This is a genomic window from Achromobacter sp. UBA2119 (assembly GCF_002331005.1).
GTDB lineage: Bacteria > Pseudomonadota > Gammaproteobacteria > Burkholderiales > Burkholderiaceae_B > Achromobacter > Achromobacter animicus.
Window position 1 is genome coordinate 141,551 of the sequence record NZ_DCYD01000012.1, and the last position, 13,894, is coordinate 155,444.

Sequence of the window (13,894 nt, forward strand, 5' to 3'; positions counted from 1 at the left end):
AGTTTCGGGGTAGTGCTGCTTTGGCCGGTCTCGCAAGGACCGGCCTTTTTTTTGCGTATCGCTGGCTGACCGCAAACGCCGCGCACGTCTGGCTGGCGTTGTGGGGCTTTTATGCCTTGGCGGCGACGGGAACCCGGAAGGGAACGCCCAACCGATTGAACGCGTTCATGGCAGCAATCGCGATCGTGAGGTCGACCAGGTCCTTCGGTGCGAACGCGGCCGAGGCCGCAGCGTAGGCTTCGTCCGAGGCGTGCGTTTCGCTGACGCGGGTCACTTCCTCTGCCCACGCCAACGCGGCGCGTTCCTGGTCCGAGAACAGGTGGTGAACTTCGTCCCACACGGGCACCAGCGTGATCTTGTCGACCGACATGGTCTTGCGCAGGTCACGGGTGTGCAGGTCGATGCAGTGTGCGCAGCCATTGATCTGCGAGACGCGCAGAAAAACGAGATGCACGAGTTCCGCGGGAAGCGCCGTGCGCTGCGTGACGTAGTGATGGATACCAAAGAGCGCCTTCGCGCCGTCGGGTGCGGTTTCTTGCCAGTTCAGGCGGGTCATTCCAATTCCTTTTGCTGTGGTTGATGACCGCAACATTACCCTGCCGCATGCCGGTGCAACAGGGCCAAGAATTGACGTATTGACTGATCCAAGATGACCGGGCCCCTTCCTGGCCGGCGGCATTGCCTACCTTTTCCCGAAGGCGGCCTTTCAGCGTTCGGGTGCGGACGCGTCGCCGCCGCCATGACCGTCGATGTGCCCAAGCGGGCGGCCCGGATCCAGGCGGTCGCGCACGCGCTGCTTCAGCACCTTGGCGTCGGGAAAACCGCCGTCGCGCTTGCGGTCCCAGATCAGGTCGCCGTTGTAGGTGATCTGGAAGATGCCACCTGTACCTGGCTGCAGCGCCACTTCGCCCAGATCGGTCGAAAACGTGGATAGCAGTTCCTGCGCCATCCAGCCGGCGCGCAGCAGCCACTGGCACTGCGTGCAGTAGAGGATGACGATGCGAGGGCGCAAGGCGGGCGGGTTCATGGGAAAGGCATTCTACGCCAGGCCAGCGACGCGCGATCATGGATAATGTCGGGTTTTCCCGGGTCTGCAATGGGCCCAGAGCCTGCAATGAAGTCTGCCTTGACGCCCCGAGGCCTGCGCTGGCTGATCGGTCTTTTGATGGGACTGGTCACGCTTACGCCGATGGCCATCGACATCTACCTGCCCTCCCTGCCCGCCATGGCGCACGCGTTTGACGAGCCCATCGGCGCGCTGCAGGCCAGCATCACGCTTTTCATCTTTGCGGTCGGTCTGGGTCAGGTCTTGATCGGACCGCTTGCCGACCGCTATGGCCGGCGGCCCGTGGCGCTGTGCGGGGCGCTGGCGTATCTGGCGGGCTCCGCGCTGGGCGCGGCGGCAACTTCGCTCGACGTGTTCTATGCCGCACGCATTGTGCAGGGACTTGGCGCGTGTTCCGCGTCGCTGGTGGCGTTTGCCGCCGTCCGCGATTGCTTCAGCCCGGCCGTCGGCGCGCGCGTCTATAGCTATCTGAACGGTGCGCTGTGTACGGTGCCCGCGCTGGCGCCGATGGTGGGCGGCATGCTGGCGCTCCATGCGGGCTGGCGCAGCACGTTCGTGTTCATGGCGGTGTTCGCGCTGGCGTTGGCGGCGCTGCTCGCGCTGCGCTTCGAGGAGACGCGGGCCAAGCCGGCCCACCGCCCGGGCGCGCTGTACAGCCTGCCCCGCTATGCGCCCATCGTTGCCAGCGGCAGGTTCCTGTACTTCGCGTGCTTCGGCATGGCGGGAATGGCCATGATCCTGGTGTTCGTGTCGGCCGCGCCGGTCGTGCTGGTGCAGCAACTCGGCTATTCAGAGCTGGGATTTTCGGCGTGGTTCGGTGGCAATGCGGCCATCAACATCGCCGCCTTCTTCCTGGCGCCTGCATTCATCGCTCGGTATGGCCGCTACACCATGGTGCGCGTCGGCATGACGGCGTTGCTGCTGGCGTCGGCGTTGCATCTGGGGGCATGGCTGTGGGCGCCGCTTTCCGCCTGGAACTTCATGCTGCCGGTGGCGGTGCTGACCGTGGGGTTCTCGCTGGCGTTGGGATCGGGGTTGAGTCTGGCGCTGGAACCGTTCGCGGACCGCGCGGGCACCGCTGCAGCGGTCTACGGGCTGTTCCAGATGAGCGGGTCGGCCGTAATCGCGACCGTCTTGCTCGATAGCGGGATGGCGCCGCAGGCCGCCATGGCGTTGATCGGGGCGGTGATTGTGGCGCCGTTGCTGCTGCTGTCGCCGGCACTGGGCCGGCGGCTTGATGCACGCAATGGCTAGACCAGCCAGCCCAGCGACCAGCCGCTGACGGCGGCCAGCAGCACCACCCACACCGGCGACCACCGGCCATAGACCAGCAGCGCGAACAGCAGCAACGCCAGGCCAAAGTCGGCCTTGCCGAGAATCGCGGTTGTCCAGACGGGGTCGTACAGCGCGCCGAGCAGGATGCCGACGACGCTGGCATTCACGCCGGCCACCATGTTGCGCACGCCGGGCCGGCGGCGCAACGTATCCCAGAATGGCAGCGCCGCGGCGAGCAGCAAGGCGCCCGGCACGAAGATGACGCACAGCAGCGTCAGGCCGCCCGCCCAGCCTGACAAGGGGCCGGACGACATGGCGCCCAGGAACGCCGCGAAGGTGAACAACGGGCCGGGCATGGCCTGCGCCGCGCCGTATCCGGCCAGGAATTGCGCGTTGGACACCATCCCGGAAGAGACGGACGCGGTTTCGAGCAGCGGCAGCACCACGTGCCCGCCGCCGAAGACCAGGGCGCCGGCGCGGTAGAAGCCTGCGATCTGGCTGGCCAGCGCCCCGTCCGACAGTAGCGCCCACAATGGCAACCCTGCCATCAACGCGGCAAACAGGCCTAGCGACACCAGACCCGCCACGCGCGGCACGCCCGACGATGCATTGGACAGGACGGGCCGGGGCGGCAATTGCAGGAAGGCCGCGCCGATCACCGCGCCCAGCACGACGGCGCCGATCTGCGCCAGCGCCGTGGGCAGCACCACAGTGAGCAATGCGGCGGCGATAGCCAGCGCGGCGCGCGGCCTGTCCGGACAGAGCGATCTGCCCATGCCCCAGACCGCCTGCGCCACAATGGCGACCGCCGCGACCTTCAGGCCATGGATGGCGGCCGATTCGGACAGCCAGCCATAGTGAGCAAGTCCCATGGCAAAGCCGATCAGGGCGAGCGCCGATGGCAGCGTGAATGCGATCCACGCGGCCAGCATGCCGGCCCAGCCGGCCCGGCGCAGGCCGATCGCCATGCCGACCTGGCTGCTGGCGGGACCTGGCAGAAACTGGCACAGCGCGACCAGATCGGAAAACGCGTAGTCATCGAGCCAGCGTCGCCGGTCGACGAATTCAGTGCGGAAATAACCCAGGTGCGCCACCGGTCCGCCAAAGGACGTCAAGCCCAGGCGCAGGAACACCAGAAACACTTCAAGGCAGGATCCGCGGCCTGTCTGGGCGCGTGCGCCGGTGGCCGGCTTGCTGTCGACATGTTCGTCATGGGGGGATGGGTGCGGCATCGGCTCGGGCTTCTTGGGAGTCGGGGCGGCGATGTCTTTCGGGCCCCAGTTCCAAGCTTATAGCCGGGCCACGGCCGGGATTCAATCGGATAAATGTCAGGAATTGGCGCTTGCCGCGCCTTGCTCGCGGCGGATCATGGCCCATACCAAAAGCGGATTCATGGCACTTCAGCGTTAGGCCAATCGGCCGCATCATTGGCAGGTCACTTCCCAAACCCCATCGCATCAGAAAGGTATGTCCATGAGCCAACGTTTGAATTACTTCCAGATGTCCGAAGTCCTGTCCAAGAAATATCTGGACGTCAGCATGGCGCTCAAGAAGACGGCCATCGTCCAGGAGCTGGGATACCTGGTCGATATCCGCGCCTCGCAGATCAACGGCTGCGGATTCTGCCTGGATATGCATGTGAAGGAAGCCACGATCAAGGGCGAGCGCGCACTGCGCCTGCACCACGTCGCCATCTGGCGCGAATCGCCGCTTTTTTCGCCGCGTGAACGCGCTGCGCTGGCATGGACCGAGGCCCTGACCACCCTGCCCCCGCATGGCGTGCCGGACGACATCTATGAGTCGGTGCGCGCGCAGTTCTCGGAAAGCGAGCTGTCGGACCTGACGTTCCTGGTGGTCAGCATCAATGGCTGGAACCGCCTTAACGTCGCCTTCCGCACGGTGCCGGGATCTGCCGACAAGGCCTATGGCCTGGATAAGGCCGGCCTGAACTGAACGGCGTTTTGCGTCTGCGGTTCACATGAGCTGCAGGATCCGGCGGGCCAGTTGCTCCGCCTGCTCGGCCGACACGATGTTGGTGAAACTCATGAGCAAGCCCGAGCGCGCATCGGGCGCCGCCGACCAGTGCGACAAGGCTTGCGCATACAGGCCGTGCTGCAGCATGCGTGACGCCACCTCGCGATCGGTCTGGTGGCCTTCCAGGCGCGCCACCAGGTGCATGCCGCCCGGCTGCAAATCGATGCGCAAGCGGGAACCCATCACATCGGACAACGCTGCCGCCGTGGCGTGGCGCCGTTCGCTGTACAGGCGGCGCATGCGCTGGATGTGACGCGCGAAATGGCCTTCGTTGATGAATGACGTCAGCACGGCCTGCGTCAACGCCGGCGCGCCGCCCGCCAGCAGCATGCACAGGCGCTCGAGACGCGGCACCTGCTCTTCGGGCACGACCAGATAGGCAAGCCGCATACCCGGGAACAGCACCTTGCTGAAGGTGCCCGAATACAGCACCCGGCCCTGCCGGTCCAGACTTTTCAGCGCGGGTAGCGGACGGCCGACGTAGCGGTACTCGCCGTCGTAGTCGTCTTCCACGATCCACGCGCTGTTGCGTTCGGCCCAGTCCAGCAAGGCCTGGCGCCGGGGCAGCGACAGCGACAGGCTCAGCGGACTTTGATGCGCGGGCGTCACGACGGCCGCCCGGGCCCGCGGCTCCTGCGCGATGCCCGCCTCCACCACCAAACCTTCCGCGTCCACACGCACGGGCACGGCCTGCATCCCGGCCTGCGCCAGCAGCACCCGCGTGGGCGGATAGCCGGGGTCTTCCACCCAGACCGAATCGCCGGGCTTGAAGAGCGCCTGCATGATGAGCTGCATGGTGTTGTTGTAGCCCGACGTGATGAACACCTGGCGCGGCGTGCACTGGATGCCGCGCGCGACCTTCAGGTAAGCCGCCGTGGCGGTCCGCAGCCCAGGCAATCCGGCGGGATCCGGGTAGCCGAGGTCGGGCGGCTGCATGCTGCGCAGATGCCGCGCGCCCAGCCGCGCCCAGATCTTGCGCGGAAAGGCGTCTAGCGCGGGCAGCCCCATCTGGAATGGAAGCGGCGCGGCCGGCCGCGGCCAGCGATCTTCGACCACCTCGGCGGGCCGGGCCCGGGCCGCCGGGGCCACCGAGGCCACCGAGGCTATACGCGCGGCGGGTTGCAGGTTGGGTGCGACCACGGTGCCCGCCTGGCCGCGCGCCTGGATGTACCCTTCCGACGCCAGCAGCGAGTAAGCGACTTCAATGGTGCCGCGCGCCACGCCGATTTCCTTGGCGAGCGCGCGTGCCGACGGGATGCGGTCGCCTGGTTTGAGGGCGCCTTCGGCGATGGCGCTACGGAAACGCTCGTAGACCTGCCGGTACAGCGGGAGGCCGGCGGCGCCGGCGACGGTTTGCAGAGCGTCGGGTGTTGCAGGAATCATGGCATAGTCCGTAAGCGCATTTATGGCCCTTCAAATTATGGCATGCGCTTTTTAAGATTCGTACTCACGGTGGGCGTACGTTCAGCGCCCCAACCCCTGAGGGACTGATCCATGCATACATCCTCCACTGAGCCGGCACTGCGCCATCTGGAGACGCCGGAAGAATGGCGGGCTTGCCTGCCGCTGATGCGCGAACTGCGTCCGCATCTGGCCCAGGCAGACGACTTCGTCCAACGCCTGGCCAGGATGCACCAGGAGAACTACCGGCTGCTGGCCGTCATGCGTGACGGCCAGGCGGTGGCGCTGGCGGGATACCGCTATCAGGAAAACCTGATCTATGGGCGCTTCATGTACGTGGACGACCTGGTCGTGGATCCCTCGGCGCGCGGCAGCCGCTGGGGCGCCCGGCTGATCGCCGAACTGGACCAACTCGCTCGCGATGCGGACTGCGACAAGTTTGTGCTCGATACCGGGCTGGGCAACGCGCTGGCGCAACGCTTCTATTTCCGGCAGGGCCTGTTGACCAGCGCCATCCGGTTCAGCAAACCCTTGAAAGGAAGTTCCGAATGAGCATTCTTCGAATTCGCTGCAGCCCGCGGGGGCTCGAGTCCGAAAGCTATCGCCTGTCGCAGCAGATCATCGACCGGCTGACGCGGACGGGTCCGGCCGGCGGCCTGGACGTCGTGGAGTTCGACGCCACCACCCTCACCCATGCGGATGGCGACTACGCGGCTGTGCTGGCGGCGCGAGACGAACCCGCAGTCGACGGACTGGAAAACGGCTCGCTGCTCGCTTCCGGCGATCTGATCCGGATGCTGGACGAGGCCAGCCACATCGTGCTGGCGACGCCGATGCACAACTTCACCGTGCCCTCCTCGCTGAAAGCGTGGCTGGACCACGTGGTCCGGGTCCGCCACACGTTTCACATCACGCCCCAAGGCAAGGTTGGCCTGCTCGCTGACAGGCCGGTGTATGTCGCGATCTCGTCGGGTGGCGCGTTCAGCGGTGAAGAGGCCCGTCAGCCGGACTTCCTGACGCCGTACCTGCGTCACGTGCTGGCGACGATCGGATTGACGCAGCTGACCTTTGTCGCGGTCGAGGGTACGGCCCGAGGCCCGGAATGGCTGGAGGTTGCCCGGGCGCGTGCGGAATCCGCTGTCAGTGACGTCTGGTATGCAGCAACGGTGGACGAAGAGGCCATCTGAGGCTGTTTACGCTTACTCCATTATTTGATGCGGGCTTCCTGAACGTGCGCTGGAACTTCTGACGCACACGGCGCCATCCGGCTGGTATCCGGATGGCGCCTGTCCGACCCGCTGGCGGCCGAGGGCGCAATGCCTTCGGGCGATCCGATCGGGCCGCATTGACACCCTTGATTTAGGCGCTTTACGCTACCCCGCACTCGTGGTCCAACCGGGCGTGGTTCTGCCCTGGCGCACCAAGGTGCGGGAGGCGCGTCATGACGCTGAGCAGACCTGGCGCATTCGCGTGCGCGTTGCTGATGCTGGCTTTACTGGCGCCGGCCGGCGCGCTGGCCGCATGCAGCGACAAGACCTTGCGCGGGATGTCCGACGCGGGCCGCAGCGTGACCACAATTGCCAAACGCTGTGGCATGAGCGCGGCGGCGGTGAAGGAAAGGCTGGGAGCGGGCGACGCGAAAGCCAACCGCGCGCCCGCCGAAACAGTGGCGCCGCGCGCGACGCCTCGTGCGGAAACGCGCGCGGCGGCGGCAGGATCCGCCGCGACTTCTGCAGCGCAGTCCGCCGAAAAACCCGCAGCAAAATCCACGGCAACTGCCGCGACGAGATCCGCGGCAACGGCGGCCACCGCGCCGTCGGCCAGCGACGCCAAACCGTCAGGCAAGGCGCCGACCGAGCCGCAGAAGCACCCGCCGGGCACCGTGCTGGAGCTTTGCGGATGCTACGGCAGCATGGAATACGGCTTTACCGAGCCGAACGAGCAGTGCGTCAGCGGCTTGGCGGTAGCGACGCGGTGCCCGGGCTATTGCCCGGTGAACCGGTCGCCGTGGCGCCGCATCTGCAGCTGAGGCGGTCGCCCGCCCCGCCCTTGGATCAATCGGCCGCGCTGGCCTGCGGCTGGTGCGGCCGCGCATGCACCTGGTCGATGCGCAGCCCGTCACGACGCGTCACCTCAAAGCCCCAGTCGCGCAGCATCACGGTGTCGCCCGTTTCCGGGATCCGTCCGCCCGCGCGCAGCAGGCACCCGGCCAGCGTCGCATCGGGGTAATCGTCGGCAAGCGCCGGCGCTTCCAGCAGGCGCGCCGCTTCGTCCACGGACAGCCGTCCGCCCAGCAACCACGAACCGTCGGAAAGCTGCAAGGCTTCGGGCTGGTCTTCCTGGTGTTCCGGCATGTCGCCCGCCACCGCTTCCAGCACGTCCATCGGCGTGACCAGGCCTTCGCACACGCCGTGTTCGTCCACGACGATCAGCATGTGATCGCGCGAGGCGCGCAGTTCGTCCAGCACCTTCAGCACCGGCGTGGTTTCCATTACGTAGCGCGGTTCGCGCGCCAGTTCCACCAGGTCGATCGGGCCGGGGTTCTGCAGCAGCGGCAGCACTTCCTTGAAGTGCTGCACGCCCAGCACGTTGGCCGGGTCGCCTGCGCACAGCGGCAGGCGCGAGTGGCCGGAAGCGAACTTGCGCACGATGACGTCCGGCGTGTCGGCAACGTCCAGCCAGATCATGTCGCCGCGCGGGACCATGATGGAGCGGATGTCGCGCGCGCCGATGGACAGCACGCGTTCGATCATCGAGCTTTCCTCGGGCGCAAAAGCCGGCTCGTCGCCGGCGCCGTCGACCAGCGCCACCACTTCGTCCGCTTGCGACACGGGTTGGCCGGCACGGCCGCCGCGCAAGAGGCGCAGCACGGCCTGCGCCGTGCGTTGACGGCGGCCCAGCGCATGCGTGCCCCGCGCGCGGTTGCGGCGCGCCAACTGGTTGCACAGCTCGATCAGGATCGAGAAGCCGATGGCCGCGTACAGGTAGCCCTTGGGAACATGGAAGCCCAGGCCTTCGGCGACCAGGCTGAAGCCGATCATCAGCAACAGGCCCAGACACAGGATCACGACCGTCGGGTGGCGGCCCACGAAGGCCATCAACGGACGGCTGGCCAGCATCATGACGGCCATCGCGACCACCACGGCAATCATCATGATGCTCAGGTCCTGCACCATGCCCACGGCGGTAATGACCGAGTCCAGCGAGAACACGGCATCCAGCACCACGATCTGCAAAATGACCTGCCAGAACACCGCATGCTGCGGCTTCTGCGCCTGGTCATGGCTGGCGCTGCCTTCGACGCGTTCGTGCAGCTCCATCGTCCCCTTGAAGAGCAGGAACAGGCCGCCCAGGATCAATATCAGGTCGCGTCCGGAAATCTCGGCGCCCATCACCGTGAACAACGGCGCGGTCAACGTGACCACCCACGCAATACTGGCCAGCAGGCCCAGTCGCATCACCAGCGCGAGCGTCAGGCCGATCAGGCGTGCGCGGTTGCGTTGCTCGGGCGGCAGCTTGTCCGCCAGGATCGCAATGAACACCAGGTTGTCGATACCCAGCACAATTTCAAGCACGACCAGCGTCGCCAGGCCAAGCCAGGCGGTGGGGTCGGACATCCAGTCGAAAATCATCAGGTTTCCACGGAAAACGTAAGCGGACGCGCTAGCGAAGCGCGTCGGCGGGAAGGCGTAGTGTCAGGAGCGCGCCGCAGAGGCTGCACAGGCGCGCCGACGGGCACGGCCTGGCGAGGCGGCGCGCGGCCGCCGAGTCGCGGCGTGGCCGCGGAGGCGCTGGGGAATGCGGCGCGCAGGGAGACAACCCTTGCCGCGGCAGTGTGGAGAGGAGATAACGGGCGCCGGCAGATCCGCGGCGCCCTGCTAGGAGGAGGGTCTTCGTTCATAGATGGCGGATGGCTCCAGGCTGCCGGGGCAGCAAAAAGTCGGAATATCCGCCGCGCTCTCTTTCTTACAGGACCCTGAATATTACCTGAATCGGAAATCCGCGCGACTAGGGGATGTCACCACCTTCATTGGCCGCGCGGATCCGCCGTGCCGCCAGAACCCGACGACGCGCCCGACCCCGGCATACCGCCGTGTCCCGTGGACCCCGTATTGCTGCCCGGCGTCCCCTTCGCCCCGCGCGTGTCGGTGCCGGCGTCGTCCTGCCGAGGACTCGATCCGGCACGCGACGCATCGCGCTTTCCATGATCGCCCTTGTCTCCTTGTTTGGATTGGTGCGGCATGGACTTCTCCTGAGCCGGCGTCTGCGGCGTGCCCGCCTTGCGATCCGGCTGGGACTGGCTGCCGGTGCGGGTGTCAGGCGTGGTCGTCTGCGCCTGGGCAACTAGCGTTTTTTCAATGCGCTGCGCGGAAACGCTGGTGGCAAGCAAGCCGCTCATCGCCGTAGCGCACAGATACAGAATCGGTTGTTTCATGGTTGCTCCTTCGTCGACAACGGTGACACACTGAGCCCCAGGCCAACGAGCTGACGCGGGATCTCTTTTCATCCAGGGGCAAGTCGCGTGCCTGCCTCGCCATGGAGCAAACCATGAGTGATAAACCTGTACCCGGCCGCCGGGGGCTGCTCAAAGCCCTGGCCGTCGGTGTCCCCGGCGCAGCGTGGGCGCCCCGCGCGATCAGCGCCCCGGACCCTGCCTCCCCCACTCCCCATCAAGAAGGTGCCGCCACGGGCGGCGCCGCCAACCGAACGCTCAAATTTTTCAACGCGCAGGAAGCCTTGACGATGGATGCCATCGCCGCGCGCCTGATTCCGGCCGACGACCTGGGGCCGGGCGCCAAGGAGGCCGGCGTGACGCTCTTTCTGGACGGCCAGTTGGCCGGCGCCTGGGGTGCGGGCAGCCAGCTCTACCGGCAAGGCCCGTTCGAACAAGGCACGCCGGAACAGGGTTACCAGCTGTCGTTCACGCCGGCCGAGATGTTCCGCCGCGGACTTGCCGCGCTGGACGCCGCCGCGCGCAAGCAGGACGGCAAGCCTTTCGCCGAGTTGGACGCCACGCGGCAGGACGCCTGGCTGCGCGACATGCAGGAAGGCAAACCGGATTTTTCGCCGTTGCCGTCAGGCGTGTTTTTTCAAGCGCTGCTCGAAGGCACGATCGAAGGCTTCTTTTCCGACCCGCTGTACGGCGGCAATGCCGACATGGTGGGCTGGAAACTCGTGGGCTTTCCCGGCGCGTTTGCCTCGTTTTCCAACGATATCGAACGCCACGGCGTGATCTGGGCCGGCCAGCCGGTCTCCATTGCCAACGCCGTGGGCCACAAGATGACGCCGGGAGGCAAGCATGGCTAAAACGCTGCCTGCGGTAGACGTGGCAATCATCGGCGGCGGGTGGACCGGCGCCATCATCGGCAAGGAACTCGCGGCCGCCAAGCAGCGGATCGTGGTGCTGGAACGGGGCGAGGCGCGCTGGCCCTCGCCCGATTTCCAGGGGCCCAACGTCCACGACGAACTCAAGTACACGCGGCGCCATGAACTGCACCAGGACGCCGCGACGGAAACCTACACGTTCCGCAACAACACGGACCAGAAGGCGCTGCCGATGCGGCGCTGGCAGTTCGCCTACCCCGGCACGCATCTGGGCGGCGCGGGCAATCACTGGTCGGGCGCCTACTACCGCTTCGATCCGACCGACTTCGTCATGCGCAGCCATTACAACGAACGCTATGGCAAGGACATCTTCGACAAGGAGCTGACCTGTCAGGACTGGGGCGTGACGTACGACGAACTCGAGCCCTACTTCGACCGCTTCGACTACCTGATCGGCGCGTCGGGCCAGGCCGGCAACATCAAGGGCGAAAAGCAGGAAGGCGGCAATCCGTTCGAGCCTTGGCGCTCGCGCCCCTACCCCAACCCGCCCATGAAGGTGCCCTACGCGCCCGCGCTGTTCGGCGAGGCCGCGCGCAAGCTGGGCTATCACCCTTACGTGCAGCCGTCCGCGCTCTGCACGCGGCCGTACGTGAACTCCGAAGGCCTGCACATGAGCGCGTGCGTGTACTGCGGGTTCTGTTCGAACTTTGGCTGCGAGCACTTTGCCAAGGCCTCGCCGCAGGTCTGCATCCTGCCCGTGGCGATGAAGATGGAGAACTTCGAGATCCGCACCGGCGCGCACGTGCTGCGCGTGGAGCTGACACCGGACAAGAAGCGCGCCCGCGGCGTGACGTACGTGGACGCGGCCGGCGAAGAAATCTTTCAGCCCGCGGAGATCGTCTTCCTCTGTGCATTCGGCATCAACAATGTGCGCCTGCTGCTGCTGTCCGGCATCGGCAAGCCGTTCGATCCGGTCACGAACACCGGCGTCGTGGGCCGCAACTACACGCACCAGACCACCTCGGGCGTGAATCTGTTTTTCGATGAGTCGGTCAACATCAACCCGTTCATGGGGGCCGGCGCGGTGGCGGTGACGATGGACGACTTCAGCGCCGACAACTTCGACCACGGGCCGGTGGGCTTTGTGGGCGGCGGCTATCTGCAGATCCAGGTGGTCAGCGGCGCGCCCATCGGCTTTCATCCGACGCCCAAGGGCACGCCGTCGTGGGGATCGGAATGGAAGAAGGCCGTCGCGCGCCACTACAACCATGCGGCGAACATCACCATCACGGGCTCGGCGCAGCCGTGGCGCGGCGGCTATCTGAGCCTGGATCCCACGTACAAGGACGCCTGGGGCCTGCCGCTGTTGCGCGTGACCTACGACTTTCCCGACAACGACATCCGCATGTCGGCGTTCCTGACCGAGAAAGGCGATGAGATCGCACGAGCCATGAAGGGCATCGCCCGCACCGAGCCCGGCCCGCGCAAGCGGCCGTTTTCGGCCACGGCCTACCAGTCCACCCACCTGACGGGCGGCGCGGCCATGGGCGATGATCCCAACACCAGCGTCGTCAACCGCTACGGACAGTCGTGGGACGTGCCCAACGTGTTCGTCACGGGCGCGGCTTTGTTTCCGCAAAACTCGGGCTACAACCCGACCGGCACCGTGGGCGCCACCGCCTACTGGATCGTAGAGAAAATCAAGGCGGACTATCTGCGTTCGCCGGGCCCGCTGGTGTCATCATGAGCGAACATCGCAAAGGCATCTTTTTCACCGTCGGACTGATGATCGCGGTGCCGGTCATCACGCTGGTCGCCACCGGCGTCCAGATGATGGGCGCCGGTGGCGACGAGGCGATCCGGGCTTCCGCCGTGCCGCAGCCGCCGCCACCGGCAGCCAGCCCGGCGCCGCAGGTGGCGGCTGGCCAAGCCGCCGCGCCTGCCGCACCGGCAGCAGCACCTTCGGCAACAGGCACAACGCCTGCCGCCCCTGCCGCTCCGGGCGCCGCTCCCGCCCCGATGAAACCCGTGCCCGGACGCAGCGCCACCGATTTCACCGCGTCGCGCCCCGACTGGGAGAAATGGCTGAACGAGGCCGATCCCGAAGCGGGCAAGCAGCTTGCCGCAAACGGCAAACCCGGCGCCGCGGTGCAGGCCTGTGTGGCCTGCCACGGCCCCGCCGGCATCACGCCAACCGGCGGCATCTTCCCCAACCTGGCCGGCCTGCGCAGCGAATACCTGGCCAAGCAGCTTGCCGACTTCCGCTCGGGCACGCGCGTGCAGCCGCTGATGAATTCGATTGCCCGCGCGTTGACCGAACAGGAGATCGGCCAGGTGGCGGCCTACTACGGCACGCTTGCCGGACCGCCGCTACACGTGGGCGAGTTTGGCGGCGAGGCCGCCCGCCGGCTGGACGTTGACGGCGACGGCGCTCGCGCGCTGCCCGCCTGCGCCAACTGCCACGGACTGCGCGGCATGGGCGAAGGACCGCTGCTGCCGCGTCTGGCCGGTCAATCGCGCGAGTATTTCACCGACCAGATGAACGCGTTTCGCAATGGCTCGCGCCAGAACGACGACGTGGGCGTAATGCGGGCATTTTCGCAACGCCTGACCGACGCCGAGATCCAGGCGCTGGCGGCGTACTATGCGGGGCCTGCGCCTGCGCCGCGCTAGTGTCGATGGCGTCATGACGGCATAACGCTCCAAGGGAGTACAATCGCGTCCGCCGCACCCGCAATGGGTGCGCGGCCGCGACGCTGTCGCGATCCCAGATGGACCCGGCCTGCCGGGTGG

The 13,894-nt window shown here is 66.7% G+C and carries 14 protein-coding genes and 1 other annotated feature (1 of these 15 only partly in view); of the genes, 8 read left to right on the plus strand and 6 right to left on the minus strand.

What is annotated here, in order from left to right; all coding sequences use genetic code 11:
* Positions 1–109 precede the first annotated feature (109 nt).
* Together B3098_RS11875 and B3098_RS11880 are read right to left on the minus strand one after the other, a co-directional pair.
* Entirely contained in the window at positions 110–556 is a 447-nt protein-coding gene (locus B3098_RS11875) for a carboxymuconolactone decarboxylase family protein (RefSeq protein ID WP_175121548.1), read from the minus strand.
* Positions 557–706: 150 nt separating this feature from the next.
* Positions 707–1,027, minus strand: coding sequence for a SelT/SelW/SelH family protein (locus B3098_RS11880; RefSeq protein WP_279974083.1), 321 nt, complete (start codon positions 1,025–1,027; stop codon positions 707–709).
* An 87-nt stretch (positions 1,028–1,114) separates the two neighbouring features.
* On the opposite strand from B3098_RS11880, the gene B3098_RS11885 reads away from it, so the two are divergent.
* Positions 1,115–2,320 (plus strand): multidrug effflux MFS transporter, encoded by a 1,206-nt coding sequence (locus B3098_RS11885; protein ID WP_286896328.1) that lies wholly within the window; start codon positions 1,115–1,117, stop codon positions 2,318–2,320.
* Here B3098_RS11885 and chrA read toward each other — a convergent pair.
* Positions 2,317–3,573, minus strand: a complete 1,257-nt coding sequence (chrA, locus tag B3098_RS11890) for a chromate efflux transporter (RefSeq protein WP_286896331.1) — start codon at positions 3,571–3,573, stop codon at positions 2,317–2,319. The two genes, B3098_RS11885 and chrA, sit on opposite strands and share 4 nt — an antisense overlap.
* Positions 3,574–3,814: 241 nt before the next feature.
* On the opposite strand from chrA, the gene B3098_RS11895 reads away from it, so the two are divergent.
* Positions 3,815–4,294, plus strand: a complete 480-nt coding sequence (locus tag B3098_RS11895) for a carboxymuconolactone decarboxylase family protein (RefSeq protein ID WP_191577135.1) — start codon at positions 3,815–3,817, stop codon at positions 4,292–4,294.
* A gap of 21 nt (positions 4,295–4,315) precedes the next feature.
* On the opposite strand, the gene B3098_RS11900 is transcribed toward B3098_RS11895, so the two are convergent.
* The gene (locus B3098_RS11900; RefSeq protein WP_286896334.1) at positions 4,316–5,758 is read right to left on the minus strand and encodes a PLP-dependent aminotransferase family protein; all 1,443 of its coding nucleotides are present in this window, start codon (positions 5,756–5,758) and stop codon (positions 4,316–4,318) included.
* A gap of 111 nt (positions 5,759–5,869) precedes the next feature.
* Here B3098_RS11900 and B3098_RS11905 point away from each other — a divergent pair, with 111 nt between their 5' ends.
* The 3 genes from B3098_RS11905 to B3098_RS11915 all read left to right on the plus strand — a co-directional run bounded on the left by B3098_RS11905 (position 5,870) and on the right by B3098_RS11915 (position 7,805).
* The gene (locus B3098_RS11905; RefSeq protein ID WP_175121554.1) at positions 5,870–6,328 is read left to right on the plus strand and encodes a GNAT family N-acetyltransferase; all 459 of its coding nucleotides are present in this window, start codon (positions 5,870–5,872) and stop codon (positions 6,326–6,328) included.
* Positions 6,325–6,963, plus strand: a complete 639-nt coding sequence (locus B3098_RS11910; protein ID WP_286896337.1) for an FMN-dependent NADH-azoreductase — start codon at positions 6,325–6,327, stop codon at positions 6,961–6,963. The genes B3098_RS11905 and B3098_RS11910 overlap by 4 nt, the downstream gene beginning before the upstream one ends.
* A gap of 290 nt (positions 6,964–7,253) precedes the next feature.
* Positions 7,254–7,805, plus strand: a complete 552-nt coding sequence (locus tag B3098_RS11915; RefSeq protein WP_286896340.1) for a hypothetical protein — start codon at positions 7,254–7,256, stop codon at positions 7,803–7,805.
* A 25-nt stretch (positions 7,806–7,830) separates the two neighbouring features.
* Here B3098_RS11915 and B3098_RS11920 read toward each other — a convergent pair whose 3' ends face one another.
* Positions 7,831–9,408 (minus strand): TerC family protein, encoded by a 1,578-nt coding sequence (locus B3098_RS11920; RefSeq protein ID WP_286896342.1) that lies wholly within the window; start codon positions 9,406–9,408, stop codon positions 7,831–7,833.
* 395 nt (positions 9,409–9,803) lie between these two features.
* A complete protein-coding gene (locus B3098_RS11925) occupies positions 9,804–10,211 on the minus strand; it encodes a hypothetical protein (RefSeq protein ID WP_286896344.1) in 408 nt (135 codons plus the stop codon).
* A gap of 113 nt (positions 10,212–10,324) precedes the next feature.
* Here B3098_RS11925 and B3098_RS11930 point away from each other — a divergent pair, with 113 nt between their 5' ends.
* Genes B3098_RS11930 through B3098_RS11940 form a run of 3 tightly spaced genes read left to right on the plus strand, consistent with a single transcriptional unit; the run spans position 10,325 to position 13,774 of the window.
* Complete coding sequence (locus tag B3098_RS11930) at positions 10,325–11,083, plus strand: gluconate 2-dehydrogenase subunit 3 family protein (protein ID WP_286896346.1); 759 nt, start codon at positions 10,325–10,327, stop codon at positions 11,081–11,083.
* Positions 11,076–12,848, plus strand: coding sequence for a GMC family oxidoreductase (locus B3098_RS11935; protein ID WP_286896347.1), 1,773 nt, complete (start codon positions 11,076–11,078; stop codon positions 12,846–12,848). The genes B3098_RS11930 and B3098_RS11935 overlap by 8 nt, the downstream gene beginning before the upstream one ends.
* A complete protein-coding gene (locus B3098_RS11940; RefSeq protein WP_286896350.1) occupies positions 12,845–13,774 on the plus strand; it encodes a c-type cytochrome in 930 nt (309 codons plus the stop codon). The genes B3098_RS11935 and B3098_RS11940 overlap by 4 nt, the downstream gene beginning before the upstream one ends.
* A 97-nt stretch (positions 13,775–13,871) precedes the next feature.
* Positions 13,872–13,894: a sequence feature (sul1 is cis-regulatory element that is thought to sense ions involved in sulfur or methionine metabolism; They are found in Alphaproteobacteria), on the plus strand; it runs 30 nt beyond the window's last position.

What these genes read in the sequence shown, in the direction of transcription:
- B3098_RS11875 (WP_175121548.1), bottom strand. Translation starts at nt 556, where the DNA reads ATGACCCGCCTGAACTGGCAAGAAACCGCACCCGACGGCGCGAAGGCG.
- B3098_RS11880 (WP_279974083.1), bottom strand. Translation starts at nt 1,027, where the DNA reads ATGAACCCGCCCGCCTTGCGCCCTCGCATCGTCATCCTCTACTGCACG.
- B3098_RS11885 (WP_286896328.1), top strand. Translation starts at nt 1,115, where the DNA reads ATGAAGTCTGCCTTGACGCCCCGAGGCCTGCGCTGGCTGATCGGTCTT.
- chrA (WP_286896331.1), bottom strand. Translation starts at nt 3,573, where the DNA reads ATGCCGCACCCATCCCCCCATGACGAACATGTCGACAGCAAGCCGGCC.
- B3098_RS11895 (WP_191577135.1), top strand. Translation starts at nt 3,815, where the DNA reads ATGAGCCAACGTTTGAATTACTTCCAGATGTCCGAAGTCCTGTCCAAG.
- B3098_RS11900 (WP_286896334.1), bottom strand. Translation starts at nt 5,758, where the DNA reads ATGATTCCTGCAACACCCGACGCTCTGCAAACCGTCGCCGGCGCCGCC.
- B3098_RS11905 (WP_175121554.1), top strand. Translation starts at nt 5,870, where the DNA reads ATGCATACATCCTCCACTGAGCCGGCACTGCGCCATCTGGAGACGCCG.
- B3098_RS11910 (WP_286896337.1), top strand. Translation starts at nt 6,325, where the DNA reads ATGAGCATTCTTCGAATTCGCTGCAGCCCGCGGGGGCTCGAGTCCGAA.
- B3098_RS11920 (WP_286896342.1), bottom strand. Translation starts at nt 9,408, where the DNA reads ATGATTTTCGACTGGATGTCCGACCCCACCGCCTGGCTTGGCCTGGCG.
- B3098_RS11925 (WP_286896344.1), bottom strand. Translation starts at nt 10,211, where the DNA reads ATGAAACAACCGATTCTGTATCTGTGCGCTACGGCGATGAGCGGCTTG.
- B3098_RS11930 (WP_286896346.1), top strand. Translation starts at nt 10,325, where the DNA reads ATGAGTGATAAACCTGTACCCGGCCGCCGGGGGCTGCTCAAAGCCCTG.
- B3098_RS11935 (WP_286896347.1), top strand. Translation starts at nt 11,076, where the DNA reads ATGGCTAAAACGCTGCCTGCGGTAGACGTGGCAATCATCGGCGGCGGG.
- B3098_RS11940 (WP_286896350.1), top strand. Translation starts at nt 12,845, where the DNA reads ATGAGCGAACATCGCAAAGGCATCTTTTTCACCGTCGGACTGATGATC.